The organism is Archangium sp. (assembly GCF_057119385.1).
Window position 1 is genome coordinate 1 of record NZ_DBNGVP010000066.1, and the last position, 14,510, is coordinate 14,510.

General features: G+C 67.5%; 9 protein-coding genes and 1 pseudogene. 7 read left to right on the top strand and 3 right to left on the bottom strand.

Annotated features, from left to right (window positions below):
* Positions 1–414: 414 nt before the first annotated feature.
* The 4 genes and pseudogenes from AC16DP_RS15310 to AC16DP_RS15325 form a co-directional block, all read left to right on the top strand.
* On the top strand, positions 415–1,143 hold the full coding sequence (locus AC16DP_RS15310; protein ID WP_329731175.1) for a transposase zinc-binding domain-containing protein: 729 nt from the start codon (positions 415–417) through the stop codon (positions 1,141–1,143).
* Entirely contained in the window at positions 1,053–1,481 is a 429-nt protein-coding gene (locus tag AC16DP_RS15315; protein ID WP_414640763.1) for a transposase, read from the top strand. Before AC16DP_RS15310 ends, AC16DP_RS15315 begins: the two co-directional genes overlap by 91 nt.
* Before the next feature lie 207 nt (positions 1,482–1,688).
* On the top strand, positions 1,689–3,548 hold the full coding sequence (locus AC16DP_RS15320; RefSeq protein ID WP_329731176.1) for a hypothetical protein: 1,860 nt from the start codon (positions 1,689–1,691) through the stop codon (positions 3,546–3,548).
* A 469-nt stretch (positions 3,549–4,017) separates the two neighbouring features.
* A pseudogene (locus AC16DP_RS15325) lies at positions 4,018–4,248 on the top strand (tyrosine-type recombinase/integrase); the annotation flags it as partial.
* Between the two features lie 276 nt (positions 4,249–4,524).
* On the opposite strand, the gene AC16DP_RS15330 reads toward AC16DP_RS15325, so the two are convergent.
* From AC16DP_RS15330 to AC16DP_RS15340, 3 genes are all read right to left on the bottom strand, one after another.
* Positions 4,525–4,965, bottom strand: a complete 441-nt coding sequence (locus tag AC16DP_RS15330) for a hypothetical protein (RefSeq protein WP_329731178.1) — start codon at positions 4,963–4,965, stop codon at positions 4,525–4,527.
* Positions 4,966–5,130: 165 nt separating this feature from the next.
* Positions 5,131–6,732 (bottom strand): class I SAM-dependent methyltransferase, encoded by a 1,602-nt coding sequence (locus tag AC16DP_RS15335; RefSeq protein ID WP_329731179.1) that lies wholly within the window; start codon positions 6,730–6,732, stop codon positions 5,131–5,133.
* 720 nt (positions 6,733–7,452) lie between these two features.
* Positions 7,453–9,207 (bottom strand): M1 family metallopeptidase, encoded by a 1,755-nt coding sequence (locus tag AC16DP_RS15340; RefSeq protein WP_329731180.1) that lies wholly within the window; start codon positions 9,205–9,207, stop codon positions 7,453–7,455.
* Between the two features lie 118 nt (positions 9,208–9,325).
* Here AC16DP_RS15340 and AC16DP_RS15345 point away from each other — a divergent pair, with 118 nt between their 5' ends.
* From AC16DP_RS15345 to AC16DP_RS15355, 3 genes are all read left to right on the top strand, one after another.
* Positions 9,326–11,716: a 3-hydroxyacyl-CoA dehydrogenase/enoyl-CoA hydratase family protein gene (locus AC16DP_RS15345; protein WP_329731181.1), complete on the top strand. Its 2,391-nt coding sequence runs from the start codon at positions 9,326–9,328 to the stop codon at positions 11,714–11,716.
* Positions 11,717–11,806: 90 nt separating this feature from the next.
* Complete coding sequence (locus AC16DP_RS15350; RefSeq protein ID WP_329731182.1) at positions 11,807–12,979, top strand: thiolase family protein; 1,173 nt, start codon at positions 11,807–11,809, stop codon at positions 12,977–12,979.
* Positions 12,980–13,263: 284 nt separating this feature from the next.
* Positions 13,264–14,493 (top strand): hypothetical protein, encoded by a 1,230-nt coding sequence (locus tag AC16DP_RS15355; RefSeq protein WP_329731183.1) that lies wholly within the window; start codon positions 13,264–13,266, stop codon positions 14,491–14,493.
* Positions 14,494–14,510 lie beyond the last annotated feature (17 nt).

Sequence of the window (14,510 nt, forward strand, 5' to 3'; positions counted from 1 at the left end):
GCGCACCAGTCGGACCGCATCGGCCCTGTACTCCGGGGTGAAACTCCGCCTCTTCCTTCGCTCCATGAACACTACCTCCCGTGTAGCCGACTTATGAGGTGTGTCCACAAAACCGGGGCAGGCTCAATCTTTCCCATTTCGGGGAAGCGCTCCGCCTCCGCGCACACATGGTCTCCCGCAGCTGATTCACATTACTTGGGGTGGCTGAACGACTGGTCGGCAGCCGCCGCACGGGTCGACCTGCACAATGCCAACCACCCATAAGCACGGCGTAAAAAAGTGGAGGCGGCGGGAATCGAACCTGCCGCCTCCACTCCCAGAGCGGGCCTGGCGGAGTCTCGTGGGAGCCTGGCGGTAGCGTGTGCCCTGCCCCGGTACGTGGAGCGGGACTTCGCCAGGTACCTGGAGTGCGGAGTGCTGGCGCACGGTTTCGCGCGGGTGCGCTGCGAGAGTTGCAAGGACGAACTGCTCGTCGCCTTCTCGTGCAAGGGACGAGGGGTGTGCCCCTCCTGTAGCGCGAAGCGGGCGCAGGTGACGGCGGTGCATCTGGTGGAGCAGGTGCTGCCGCGCGTGCCCTACCGGCAGTGGACGCTGTCCTTTCCGCATCGGGTGCGCTGGGTGCTGCTCAAGGACGTAAGACTGCTCTCGGACGTCCTCACCGTCTTCCTGCGCGCGGTGTTCGCCCTACAACGTCGGCGAGCGCGGAGGCAGGGTATCCGTCGTGGGCAGGTCGGGGCCGTGTCGTTCATCCAGTTCTTCGGCTCGGCGTTGCAGGTGACACCGCACTTCCACTCGCTGGTGCCGGACGGTGTTTTCCTGCCGCGGGAGGGCGGCGTGCGCTTCGAGCCGTTGCCTCCGCCCACGCAAGCAGAGGTGGAGCGACTGCTGCGGGTGGTGCGGCACCGGGTGCTCAGGCGCACTCCCTGCAGCAGCGGATGCGCTGGACGGAGGTGGATGTGCGGCTCCCTCCCCGAAAACAGCCCCGGTGCGCCTTCCTGGAGGGATTCTCCCTGCACGCCAATACGCACCTGCATGCGAACGACAGGCACGGGTTGGAGCGGCTATGCCGCTACGGAGCACGCGGTGCGCTGGCACTGGAGCGTTTGTCACGAGCGGAGGATGGCCGCATCGCCTACCGCATGAAGCGCCCGCTGCCGGACGGCACGACGCATCTGCTCTTCACCGGGCTTACGCTGCTCCGCCGGCTGGCCAGCCTGGTGCCTCCTCCGAGGGCAAACCTGACGAGGTTCCACGGCGTCTTTGCCCCAGGCGCGAAAGTGCGTCCATTTCTGCTCCCTCAAGCAGGGGCGGAGCCGGGGCTGGAGGAGGAGAGCCCCGCCTTTGCCGCGACGGTGGAGGAGCGGAGGAAGGAGCCCACACCCCGTTTGGACCAGGCCGGGCTGCTGCGCAGGACGTTCGCCCTGGATGTGTTCGCGTGCTCGAGGTGTGGAGGCAGGCTTAAGGGTGTTGGCGGGCCGTGAAGTGAGCAGGAGGGGTGAGAGCGATTCTGGAGCACCTGGGTCGTCCTCGGCCCTCCTTGGCCCCTCTGCACCAGCCCTCCCCCTCAACACGGCCTCTATCCTGCCTATACGCCGAGCTGGGCGCGAAGCTGCGTCAACGGTTTCATTGACCTCGCCACTGCGGGCCTGAGATGGTGCGGCCCGACATTTCCCAAGAGGGGGGGACAGATGAAGATGCAGTCGATATGCGGGCTGGCGCTCGCCGCGTTGGTGTTGTTCGGATGCCCGGGGGAACAGACGCAGCCGGAGGAGGAGGCCAGCCTGGCCTTTACCACCCAGCCCTCGAACACCCCCGCGGGCTCCCCGCTCACCGTGAGCGTCACCGTGCGGGATGCGCAGGGCAATGCGCTCTCGGATTCCAGTGCCGCCGTGACGCTGGGCCTCGCGGCCAATCCGGCCGGTGGCGAGCTGCTCGGCACCACCACGGTGAACGCCACCCAGGGCGTGGCCACCTTCTCCCTCCACATCGACAAGGTGGGCACCGGCTATGCGCTCTCCGCCAGCGCCTCGGGCCTGAACGGCGCCACCAGCGAGACCTTCGAGATCCTGCCTCCCCAGGTCGCCGGCACCCGGACGTTGCACTACGTCACCGACACCGGGGAGGTGGCGCGGCCGTCCGACCTCTCCAGCGCCCAGGTGGGGGCGTACGTCGCCGAGGAGGATGGCGGCTTCACCTATTACGCGGGCACGGGCACCGACGCGGGCACCTTCTCCATCCCGGGCGTCCCGCTCCAGAGCTACTACCTGCGGTTCGGCAACGACTACGTGCTCACCTCGGAGCGCGAACCCGACCTGTCCACCTACCAGCAGGGCCGCCCGGACGTGCAGCGCGGCGACGCCGGGACGCTGGTGCACACCACGCTGACCGGCATGCGCCCGTGGCAGAACGATCACAGCGGCAACTCGGACGACCTCCAGATGTACTCGTCGAACGCGGGTGCGTGGTTCATCCAGTTGCACTTCTACGATACGAATGGCGGCCTCAACAGCCCGGCCATTCCCGACCCCGGCGACACCACGTTCGACCAGCTGACCGACTATGGGCGCCTCGCGGGGAACGGCTTCCCCCCGAAGCTGGTGGATGCGGCCAAGGGGGACACGGCCGTCTTCACCCAACTCTCCACGCATGACGCGGGAGTCGTCGATGATGCCGGCGTCTCGATGGGGTTCACCTATCAGTCCGTCGCGAGGGTCTTCATCACCTCGAGCCTGACCGTGCGTGACGGCCAGACCTCGAACGTCTATGGCGTGCTCTCCTCCGTGCCGCAGGACCAGAGCTACGCGGTGGACTGGAAGGTGGACGAGGGCACTCCGGGCTCGTTCGGGAGCTACCGCACGGCGGTGAACCCCCACGCGCTCCTCAACTACAACAGCTTCTACCTGGACGTGATCCCCACGGCGGCCCACGGCTCCTATGCGTCCACGCCGGACCTCGTGTCGTACGTCTCGTCTGGCGGCCAGCCGGATCATTCGTTCCAATTCGTCTACGGCAACCCGTTTCCGGCGAGCTACGCGAAGTTCCTCGGTGCGGAGACGCTCTTCTTCGTGCCCTACACGTTCTCCAAGCCGGAGGGCGGGACGGCCCAAACGACCGTCAACGGCCGCATCGTCACCCGTGAGCTGGTGAGCGGCCCGCGGGTCGAGCCGCTGGTGCCGGGGGTGAGCCCGGTCCGCGAGCCCCAGTTGGACGGCGCGAGCGCCTGGCTCGACCAGTCCATCCATCCCACGCCGCTCGTCTCGTGGACGCCGCCCGCGGTGGGCACCCCGACGCACTACGAGGTCCGCTTCACCGAGCTCGTCTACAACCCCGCCACGGGTCGCCTCTCGCGCGGCTCCGGCGTGGGACGGGTGCTGACGGGGGGCACCCGCGTGCAGGTTCCGCCCGGTCTCCTGCGGTCCGGCAAGCACTACTTCATGAGCATCACCGCCCACCAGCAGCCGGGCCACTCGGTCCAGAGCGCGCCGTACCTGCTCCAGTGGCCGCACTATTACGCGGAAGCCCTCAGTGGGCTGCTCACCGTGCCGTAGCGCCCGGGAGCCTCGCGGCGCCGGAGGATGCCTGGAAGCCAGGCCTCCTCCCGGCCGGGCACATCTCTGGAGGGGACCCGAGCGCGGCGACGGGTGCGCTCGGGCCGGTTCCGGCCCGACGTGATACGAGGGTGGCATGTCGCCATCCTCTTCCCCGCGCCCTCTCGCCGTGTTGGTGGGCGTCCAGCTCCCCGGCGTCTCCGACACCGAACACGCCGCGGACCTCGCCGAGCTCGGGCGGTTGGTGCACACCCTGGGCTACGAGGTTCCCTCAAGCAGGGGCGGAGCCGGGGCTGGAGGAGGAGAGCCCCGCCTTTGCCGCGACGGTGGAGGAGCGGAGGAGGGAGCCCACACCCCGTTTGGACCAGGCCGGGCTGCTGCGCAGGACGGAAAGCCCTGGATGTGTTCGCGTGCTTGAGGTGTGGAGGCAGGCTTAAGGGTGTTGGCGTACGGGAAGGGAGCAGGAGGGGTGAGGCACACCTACGGCAGCCACCTCGCCATGCGGGGTGTCCCTCTCAAGGTCATCCAGGCGCTGATGGGCCATGCGACCATCGAGATGTCCATGCGGTACGCCCACCTCGCGCCCGAGGCCCGGGAGAGCGCCGTGCAGCAGCTCGACCTGCCCGTGCGCCAGCTCCAAGCCGTTCCGGGCAGAAGAGCCGAAGGGGTCACACCGGAGAAGGTGTCAGACGATTCGTAAAGCGCATCGTCCGACTCGAATCCTCTGACACCCTCCCCGGGCTTTGGTCAGCTCTGGAGCGCCTCCGCCACCGGCCGGATGACTTCAGTGGCATCGTCCACTGCCGCAAGCGCTTCGTAGAGCGCCTCGTGGAGCTGTCCGGGGTCCTCGGAGAGGGCGAACCCGAGAGCGGAAGCTGCTCGAGCCTTCGAGAAGAGCCGAAGCACATCCGGCCTCTTTGTTTCATCGCCTTCCTCATGGCCAGATCGGGAGAGATCGAATCCAAGCGGAACATGATCACGGCACCTTCAGCGGCGTCACGGGGACCGCTCCTGCTCCCTCGATGGCAGCCGCGCAGGAGGGACAGATCGGACGAGTCGCGCCGACCTCAAGGAGGCGCAATCCGTTCTGCTGAGTGAAGCTCACGAGCCTCTCCCAGAAGCCGCCACTCCAGTCCACCAGGCGCCCCACCTTCCTGGAGAGGTTGGCGCGCAGGTACTGCATGAAGGAGGCGAGCGCGGCCCCCCGTGCCCATACCAACAGGTGGAAGTGATTGGAGGCGAAGGTGAAGGCGTGCAGCCGTACGCTGCCCGCACTCTGCTGGACGGCTCGTGCCAGCACGCCCCCCACCACCTCGTTCATCTCCACGCTGGGACGCAGCAGCAGCCGTCCCTGGTAGCACCTGGATGTGACGAAGTAGTAGCCCTCCTCCTGGAACATCCTCAGCGGCCAGCCCATCCCCTCTCCCTCCGCACCGTCCGCGAGGTCGATGCACCCCGCGGGCCAGCCGCAACTCCTCGGAAAGACTTGGAGGCCGCGAGGTTCACCCGTCTACGCCGAGTCTCGTTCGCGTTCGAGTCCCGCATTTCGACTTCTTTGACACCACCACGCCACCACGGGCCCCTATGCATCAACGCGTGCGGTCACGTGGGACTTGAGTCTCTCGAGTGCGTGCCGCCAGCCAAGCACAGGAGATTTGACGAAGGGCCTTCCTGACCGAACAGAGTTCAAAGCGTGGCCTACGCTCACGATGGAGCGGCCATTCGAACCATCGCCCACTTGAATCCGCACGGAAGAGCCACGCAACCCGTGAGGCTGTTCGAATCGCCATTCCACCGTTCTATCGTCAACCCGATGAACGCGCATGGCGTGCGGAACGCCGTCGACCTGGAACACACCGGCGCCTGCGCTCATCCGGAAGTCCTGATGGTACCAGACTCTGAGGGAGGCCTCTTCCACCAGGGCATCCAGAACCACGGAGCTGGGAGCGGTGATCGCGATCCGCCCCCAGAGCGTTCCCGCGGGCCAGCGCAGCTTCATCCAGAGCCAAGGGTGGAGCCATGGGGGAATCACCCTGACCAGCTCAGCACCGGGCTCTTCGAGCGTTGAGCAGCCCAGACCTATTTCGGCACTCTCCTTCTCGCTGATCCAATGAGGGGAGGCCGGAGAAACGCGCTTCCTCATGATTGCGACATAGGACCCTGTGGGCAATCCAACGTACGGAGCGCGACGTACCTCGAGAAACTCGAAGCCCGGCTCGAAGAGCCTCCGAAGCTCGGCCTCGGAGAAGGATGACACGTTGATGCTGGCCTGGAACTCGCCGGCGAACACCTGGAGGAACAACATGCCCCCTGGCTCCAGAGCATTCCACACCCTGTCTAGATAGCGGAGTCTCTGCGCGGGAAGAAGGCAGTGGAAGCAACCCCGGTCGACCACGAGCGATGCGGGCTTGTCGTAAAACGATCCGTCCAGAACGTCACCGCAGACGAACCGCACCTTCATCCCTTCGCGCTCCGCATGGGTAGACGCCACTCGAATCGCGAGATCCGCCCGGTCAATGCCCACGACATCGAGGCCCGCCCGGCACAGGAGCTGCGAGTTCTTCCCTATTCCGCAACCGAGATCGTATGCACGCCCGGCTCGAGGGAGAAGACTGCGGTCGAACGCATCCGAAAGGGTTGGCTCCCCAGCCGAAAGGTGCCAGTCGCCCGAGAACCGGTAGAGCGCGGGTATTTGCCACATGAGCCAGTGCAATAGTCCGCTCGGTTGCGCGGCAAACCCGGCGTCGACTTCCTTCCTCCAGTCGATGATCACGTCAGGCCTGATTCCGTTCCCCGCTCGCACCACGAGTGCTGTCGGGAGGAGCACCGGAGCCAGGAAGGACAAGATGTTGCGAATGCGTCCCTCCGTACACCACTCCCAGGGCGTTGCCGAGAAGACCACGGCGCTGATGGACTCGGTGACGACATTGCTGCCGAATACATCTCGAAAGCCGGGGAGCACGGTGACCTTCCCCGACCCGACCAGCTCTCCGAGAGACCGCTCCGCCTCCGACGTGAGCCGGCCATGAGACTCTTCGAGGAAGAGAAAGACCTTCGACGCCCCGTTCTCGAGCACCGTACGCGCGTTGCGTGCCTTGCCGAATACAATCGCCGTCCCACCCCGCTCGAAAGGCTTTCGATCTTGTACGAGACGGGAAAAATGGGCCTCGAACTTCGCATCCACGGTTGGCTCGGCGTGCATTGTGGATGACAGTATTCGTACCCGGGCTTCTGGAGCAAGACCTCGTAGGGCGCGTCGTGGCTGCGTGCTCCCCCAAGCAGGAGCGGAGGAGAGGAGCGTGACGCGCCCCCAGGAAGTAGCAGAGGAGGCGAGCGTGGCGCCTGAGGCAGGAGCGAGGCAGGAGCGGAGGAAGGAGAGGACGCCGCCAGTAGACTTTCGCGGGGCTGCTGCGCAGGACATTCGCGGTGGACGTGTTCACCTGCGTCAGGTGTGGAGGCAGGCGGCGGGTGCTGGCGTATGTAGCGTCGGCCGTCCTGGCTGCGAATGAACCGGACGACCGGCAGCTTCACTCCCTTGAGAGGGTGAGCCGGCAGCGTGACGGTCACGCGCTCAATTAAGGGTGGAGGACCCGTGGCAGTGTGTCGATGCTGTCGTGAAGCAAGCGAGAGGGGTGCGCGCGATTTTGGAGCACCTGGGATTGCCCATGGCAGGTGCGCGTCTGGCCCCAGCGCGAGGGATACCCCAGGCCGCGTGGTGTTGAGGCTCAAGACAGCCAAGAGGCCCAGGTCCCCTGCCGCACCCCTCCTGGGAGGACGGCCTGGGCCGGCGTGTACCCCAAGGCGAGTCGCGCATCCTCGTTAGGAGTAGGCTCGGCTCAGAGCGGCGGGGAACTTTTGGTGGAGGCGGCGGGAATCGAACCCACCGCCTCCAAGAGCCTCGCGGCTACGCGCGGTTGAGGATGGACTCGACCGCGGCTCGGGCGATGGGGTGGTAGCGCTCGGCGTAGCGGTTGAACAGGCTGCGCGCCAGCGCCTTGCCCTCGGTGGTGCTCGCCAGCGCCCCGTACAGCGGCTTGAGGTACTTCATGCGCCCCACCTCGCCCAGGAAGGCCTCCGTGCGTCCCAGCGCCGGTGCCCAGCCCGCCCGCAGCGACACCGTCAGCCACGACACCAGCACCTCCGCGTTCTGGCTCTTCGTCAGCTGGAAGCGATCGTCCAACTGCCGGAACGTGTCCTTCGACGTCCCCTGCGACAGGGACTGGAGGTAGAGCTGCCACTCCGCCGGCGTCCACTTCTCCACCTCGTCCTTCGTGGGCACCTTGCCCTTGTAGCCCGCCATGCGCTCCAGGCGCTCCGAGCGCGGCACCGGCGCGCTGCCCGGAATGCCCGGCTTGTCCAGGTACGCCTCCGCGTCCACCTTCGCCAGCGCCCCCGGCAGGTGCTTCTCCACGAACGCCGTGAACTGCTCCGTGGTCAGCGCCTGGAACCGGTGCGCCTCCAGGTAGCGCTTCAGGAAGGCGTCGAACGCCGGCCGGCCCACCGCGTCCTCCAGCGCCCTCAGCAACAGGAATCCCTTCTCGTAGGGAATCTGCGAGAAGGCCTCGTCTGGATCCACGCCCGCCAGGTGCGTGCGCAGCGCGGTGAGCCGCGGATGCGCCTTGAAGTGATGGATCGCGTCCTCCAGCACGCGCCGGCCCAGCGCCGCGTGCAGCTTGGCCACGTCCTCCCCGTAGAGCGCCTCGACGATGCGCCGCTCGGCGAACACGGTGAAGCCCTCGTTCAGCCAGAAGTGCTCGGCCGTTGCGTTCGTCACCAGGTTGCCCGTCCACGAGTGCGCCAGCTCGTGCGCCACCACGCTCACCAGGCTCTTGTCCCCCGCCAGCAGCGAGGGCGTCAGGAACGTCAGCCGCGGGTTCTCCATGCCCCCGTACGGGAACGACGGCGGCATCGTCAGCAGGTCGAACCGCTCCCAGTCATACGGACCGAAGAGCTCCTCCGCCGCGCGCAGCATGGAGTCCACGTCCTCGAACTCCTCGGCCGCCTCCTCCAGCACCTCGGGCTCGGCCCACACGCGCGAGCGCGGCCCCAGCTCCTTCGCCGCCAGCCGCCCCACCGCGAAGGCCAGCAGATAGGGCGGAATCGGCTGGGGCATCTCGTAGCGCTCCTGCGCCTCCACGCCCTGCTCCTCGCGCCCCACGAAGCCCGCCGCCATCACCGCCTTGAGCTCCTTGGGCACCGTCAGCTCCGCCTGGTAGCGGATGCGGATGCGCGGCGTGTCCTGGAGCGGCACCACCGAGCGTGCGTGGATGGCCTGGCACTGGCTGAAGAGGTACGGGTACTGGCCTCCCGCCGTCTGGGCCGGCGTCAGCCACTGCAGCGCGCTCGCCTTCGGGGATGTCCGGTAGCGGATGGTCAGCTGCTTCGTCCCCGGGCGCAGCTCCACCCTCAGGCGGCTGCCCAGGATGGGCTCGGGCGGCGACAGCAGGTAGGGCAGGGGCTTGCCCTGAGCGTCCACCACCGAGCGGATCTCCAACTCCCGCGTGTCCAGATCCAACGGGCCGGCGGATGCTTCCTTCAGGGTGAGGGTGGCCTCCGCGTGCAGCCGGCGCGTGCGGAAGTCCACGCGCGCCTTCCAGGTGAGGCGCTCGGTCTCGGGTTGGGTGTCGTCGTTGTACGAGTGCGGATCGGGTCGGGCCATGGGGGCTCGCACCTTACCCTCCACCGGCCCGGGACTGGGGCTTCAAGAGCCGGTTGACTTTTGAATCAACCGGCGCAATGTCTGGTGCCACCCTTTTTGAATTCGGGAGCCTCTTTCGATGACGATGCGGATCCGCAAAGTGGCAGTTCTGGGCGCGGGCGTGATGGGCAGCGGCATCGCCGCGCACCTGGCCAATTCGGGCGTGCGAGCCCTCCTGCTGGACATCGTTCCCCCCAAGGCGGCGCCGGGTGAGGACACGGCCTCCAAGGCCTTCAAGAACAAGTTCGCCCAGGGCGCCCTGGCGAACATGCGCAAGCAGAAGCCCAGCCCCATCGTGTCCGAGCAGGTGTTCACGGCCATCGAGGTGGGCAACTTCGAGGACGACCTCGGCCGGCTGGCCGAGTGTGACTGGGTCATCGAGGTGGTGAAGGAGGACATGGCCGTCAAGCAGGCCCTGTTCGCCAAGGTGGAGCAGCACGCGCGCAAGGACGCCATCATCAGCTCCAACACCTCGGGCCTGTCCATCAAGGGCATGCTGGAGGGCCGCGGCGCCGCCTTCCGCAAGAACTTCCTCGTCACCCACTTCTTCAACCCCGTCCGCTACATGAAGCTCTTGGAGCTGGTGGCGGGCCCGGAGACGGACCCCGAGGTGGTGAAGAGCATCCACCGCTTTGGCGAGGAGGTGCTCGGCAAGGGCATCGTCTACGGCAAGGACACCACCAACTTCATCGCCAACCGCGTGGGCACCTACGGGATGATGCGCACCATCTCGGAGATGCAGAAGGCGGAGCTGTCCATCGAGGAGGTGGACAAGATCTTCGGCCCCGCCATGGGCCGCCCCAAGTCCGCCGTGTTCCGCACCGCGGACATCGTGGGCCTGGACACCTTCAGCCACGTGGCGAAGAACTGCTACGACACGCTCACCCAGGACGAGGAGCGTGACGTGTTCGCCGCTCCCGAGTTCCTCCAGAAGATGGTCGCCAAGGGCATGCTCGGCGACAAGAGCGGCGGCGGCTTCTACAAGAAGGACAAGAGCGCGGGCGGCAAGGACATCCTCGCGTTGGATCTGAAGACGCTGGAGTACCGGCCGCAGGGCAAGGTGCGCTACGAGTCGCTGGGCGCCGCCAAGGAAGTGGAGGACGTGCGCGAGCGCGTGGCCACGGTGCTCAACGGCCAGGACAAGGCCGCGAAGTTCGCCGAGCGGATCACCCTCGACGTGCTCGCCTACGCCAGCCGCCGGATTCCGGAGATCGCCGATGACGTGGTCAACATCGACCGCGGCATGCGCTGGGGCTTCGCCTGGGACCTGGGGCCCTTCGAGACCTGGGATGCCTACGGCGTGAAGAAGGGCCTGGAGCGGATGAAGGAGCTGGGCCTCAAGGCCGCGCCCTGGGTGGAGGAGATGCTCGCCAAGGGCCGCACGTCCTTCTACGGCGTGGAGAACGGCAAGGACACGTACTGGGACATCCCCAGCAAGTCCGTGAAGGTGGTGCCGGAGAACGCCCGCACGGCGCGCGTGGAGTACCTCAAGCGCGGCAACAAGAAGATCACCGGCAATGACAGCGCCACGCTCTGGGACATGGGCGATGGGGTGACGTTGCTGGAGTTCCACTCGAAGATGAACTCCATCGACGACAACATCATCGCGATGATGAACACGGCCCTGGACGAGACGGAGAAGAACTTCCGGGGCCTGGTCATCGGCAACGATGGGGCGAACTTCTCTGCGGGCGCCAACATCATGGCGCTGCTGTGGGGCGCGAAGAACGGCGAGTTCGACACCATCCGCAAGATGGCGTCGGGCTTCCAGGCGGCCAACCAGCGCATGCGCTACAGCCCGGTGCCGGTGGTGACGGCGCCCTTCAACCTGACGCTCGGCGGCGGCGCCGAGTCGGCCATGGGCGGCAACGCCATCCAGGCCTCGGCCGAGCTGTACATGGGCCTCGTCGAGGTGGGCGTGGGTCTCATCCCCGGCGGCGGCGGCACCATGCAGCTGCTGCGCAACGTGTACGGCGCGTACTCGGCGGACAAGGACTTCGACGCCTTCCCCTTCATCAAGAAGGTGTTCCTGTCCATCGGCACCGCGAAGGTGGCCACCAGCGCCGAGGAGGCGCGCGAGCTGGGCTTCCTCAACGCCAACGACGGCATCAGCGCCAACCGCGACTTCCTGCTGTCGGACGCCAAGCAGCGGGTGCTCGGCATGGCCAACGCGGGCTTCCGCGCGCCGCGCCCCACGCGCTTCCGCCTGCCCGGCTCCAGCGGCTACGCCACCATCGACATGATGCTCTACGACATGGAGCTCAATGGCCAGGTGTCCGCGCACGACCGGAAGATCGCCCAGAAGCTGGCGCGCGTGCTGACGGGCGGCGACACCAGCCCGCAGGTGCTCGTCACCGAGGAGCGGCTGCTGGAGCTGGAGCTGGAGGCGTTCCTCAGCCTGTGCGGCGAGGAGAAGACCCAGGACCGGCTGATGCACATGCTCGAGAAGGGCAAGCCGCTGCGCAACTGAGGCGGCGGCGTTAGGCCAGTTTCCAAGTCATCCACTGAGTTTCGAGATTCTAAAGCCCGGGGGTCGCTCCCCGGGCGAGGAGACAGACAGATGTCCGCTCGAGTCGTGATTGCCAGCGCGGTGCGCACCCCGTTCACCCGCGCGCACAAGGGAGAGTTCAAGGACACCCGGCCCGATACGCTCGCGGCCCTCGCCATCAAGGAGGCCGTGGCCCAGGTCCCCGGCCTCAAGCCCGAGGACGTCGAGGACGTGATTCTCGGCTGCGCCATGCCGGAGGCGGAGCAGGGGATGAACGTGGCGCGCAACGCCGCCCTGCTGGCCGGCCTGCCGGACACCGTGCCCGGGATGACCATCAACCGCTTCTGCTCGTCGGGCACGCAGTCCATCGCCCAGGCGGCGCAGGCCATCAAGGCGGGGATGATGCAGGTCGCCGTGGCCGGTGGCACCGAGTCCATGACCATGGTCCCCATGGGTGGCAACAAGGTGAGCGCCAACCCGGAGATCATGGAGAAGTACCCGGAGGTCTACACCTCCATGGGCGCCACCGCGGAGAACATCGCCTCGCGCTACGGCGTGTCGCGCGAGGACGCGGACAAGTTCGCCTACGAGAGCCAGCGCCGGGCCGCCACCGCGCGCGAGCAGGGCAAGTTCAAGGAGGAGATCTTCCCCGTCACCACCACCGTCTTCGACGAGGACGGCAAGGCGCACCAGGTGACGGTCTCGGTGGACACCATCCTGCGTCCGGACACCACGCTGGAGGGCCTGGCCAAGCTGCGCCCCGCCTTCAACCAGAAGGGCGTGGTGACGGCCGGTAACGCGTCGCCGCTGACGGACGGCGCGGCCGCCGCGGTGGTGATGAGCGAGGAGAAGGCCCAGCAGCTGGGCGTGAAGCCGCTCGGCTACTTCCTGGACTACCAGGTGGCCGGTGTGCCGCCGGAGATCATGGGCGTGGGCCCGGTGCCCGCGGTCAAGAAGCTGCTGGCGAAGAACAACCTCAAGGTCGAGGACATCGACGTCTTCGAGCTGAACGAGGCCTTCGCGGCGCAGGCGCTGCACTGCATCCGCGAGCTGGGGATTCCGCTGGACAAGGCGAACCCGAACGGCGGCGCCATCGCGCTGGGTCACCCGCTGGGCGTGTCCGGTGCGCGTCTGGTGGCCACCATCCTGCGCGAGCTGAAGCGCCGCAACGGCCGCTACGGCGTGGTGACGATGTGCATCGGCGGCGGCATGGGCGCCGCGGCCCTCGTCGAGCTGGCGAAGTAGTCATCCCAGACCGCCCCATCCCTCCCTCTCCCCCTCGGGAGAGGGTCGGGGTGAGGGTATCGGGTCCCCGGGTTCCATCCATCACGAGGCCTCTCCGGGCTCACGCCGGGAGGGGCCTTCGTGTTCACTGGCATCGTGGGTTCACCGGGCAGCGAGCAGTGGATGAACTGTCTCGGGCCTCGGATGTCATGCGCGCTTCGGGACACCTCCGGGGCGGCCGTGTCTCGCAAGGGCTCGGAATGACGGCGTGCCGCCGTGGCCCGTGACTTGCCCTGTCCGCGGGCATGACCACGAACAGCGTAGGCTCGCGGCGGAACGATGACACCCTCGTGCTCGGGATGAACCCGCACGTCCAGGCGGAGGCCGAGGCCCTCCAGAAGTCCAACCCCAGCGCCCGGGTGACCACCGTCCGGGACTCCTTCCAGAATGATCAGGTGCGGGCCAGCGGCCCGGATGGCGCGATGCGGGTCCATGATCTGCGGACCCCTGATGGCATCCGGAGCTTCGTGGCCACCCTGGGGCTGCCGCTCGCCCAGGGGCAACAGGTGGCGGCGGCCATCGCCAGTGCCGGCGAGGACGCCCGTGACGAGCTGGCACAGCTGGCCCAGGTGTGGGCCCGGGCGGAGAAGGGTGGGGTGATCCACACGCGCCTCGTGCTCTCCGGGCACAGTGGGGGCACGAGCCTGTGGGGCGAGGAGGGGAGTTTCGTGAACGGGGTGCTCACCCGGCGGGACTTCGCCCGGCTCGCGGCGGCCATGCCCAGGGCGGCGGCGGGGGTCGAGGACCTGTGCCTCGCCGCTTGCTACAACGGTGGCGAGGCCACGATGGAGGCCTGGGGGGAGCTCTTCCCCAACCTCCGGACGATGTGGGCCTACGACGGCAGTGCTCCCGGTACCTTCTCCGGCGCCACGGCGCATCTGGCCCGTTGGGAGAAGGCGACTCGCGGCGCCGTGGATTCGCTCCGGCCGGATGTGCTCCGGGGGTTGCGCAAGGGGGAGAACCTCGCGGTGTGGTCGCGTCTGGGCGGGCACCAGACCGCCACCGTGCGCGCCAGTCCCGCCGATCTGCGTGCCCGGTTCTCCGCGGGGCAGGTGACGTTCGAGCGCTATTTCCAGGGGGCTGTGGTGGTGCGCGAGACCCAGCACGGCCCGCTGCGGGAGCACTACAACACCCTCCAGGCCCTGCTGGGCCGGCCCGAGGTTTCCGCCTCCGAGCGGCTCGGGCTCGAGCGCGCGCGGGATCAGACCCTCCGGCTGCTCTTCTATGGCAATGTCGCAGCTCGTTTTCAGGAGACGCACCGGGCCAGCATCCAGCGGGGGTTCTCGGCGCTCGGGTTGCGGGTTCCTGATTTCTCACGGCTCGGCCGCAAGGAGGCGCTGGCGCTCATTCGCTCCTTCGAGGCGGAGCTCGGCCGGCGGAATCCCCGGCCCTTGGAGGCACAGCGGTTGTCTCCTCTGCTCACCGAGGGACTGCGGGACCTTCAGCGCTCGCGTATTCCGGATAACTGGTTGTGACCTCGGGGGGCGCACGG

Excerpts from the sequence above, each read along its gene's own strand:
- AC16DP_RS15320 (WP_329731176.1), top strand. The coding sequence starts at position 1,689 with ATGAAGATGCAGTCGATATGCGGGCTGGCGCTCGCCGCGTTGGTGTTG.
- AC16DP_RS15345 (WP_329731181.1), top strand. The coding sequence starts at position 9,326 with ATGACGATGCGGATCCGCAAAGTGGCAGTTCTGGGCGCGGGCGTGATG.
- AC16DP_RS15340 (WP_329731180.1), bottom strand. The coding sequence starts at position 9,207 with ATGGCCCGACCCGATCCGCACTCGTACAACGACGACACCCAACCCGAG.
- AC16DP_RS15350 (WP_329731182.1), top strand. The coding sequence starts at position 11,807 with ATGTCCGCTCGAGTCGTGATTGCCAGCGCGGTGCGCACCCCGTTCACC.
- AC16DP_RS15355 (WP_329731183.1), top strand. The coding sequence starts at position 13,264 with ATGACCACGAACAGCGTAGGCTCGCGGCGGAACGATGACACCCTCGTG.
- AC16DP_RS15330 (WP_329731178.1), bottom strand. The coding sequence starts at position 4,965 with ATGGGCTGGCCGCTGAGGATGTTCCAGGAGGAGGGCTACTACTTCGTC.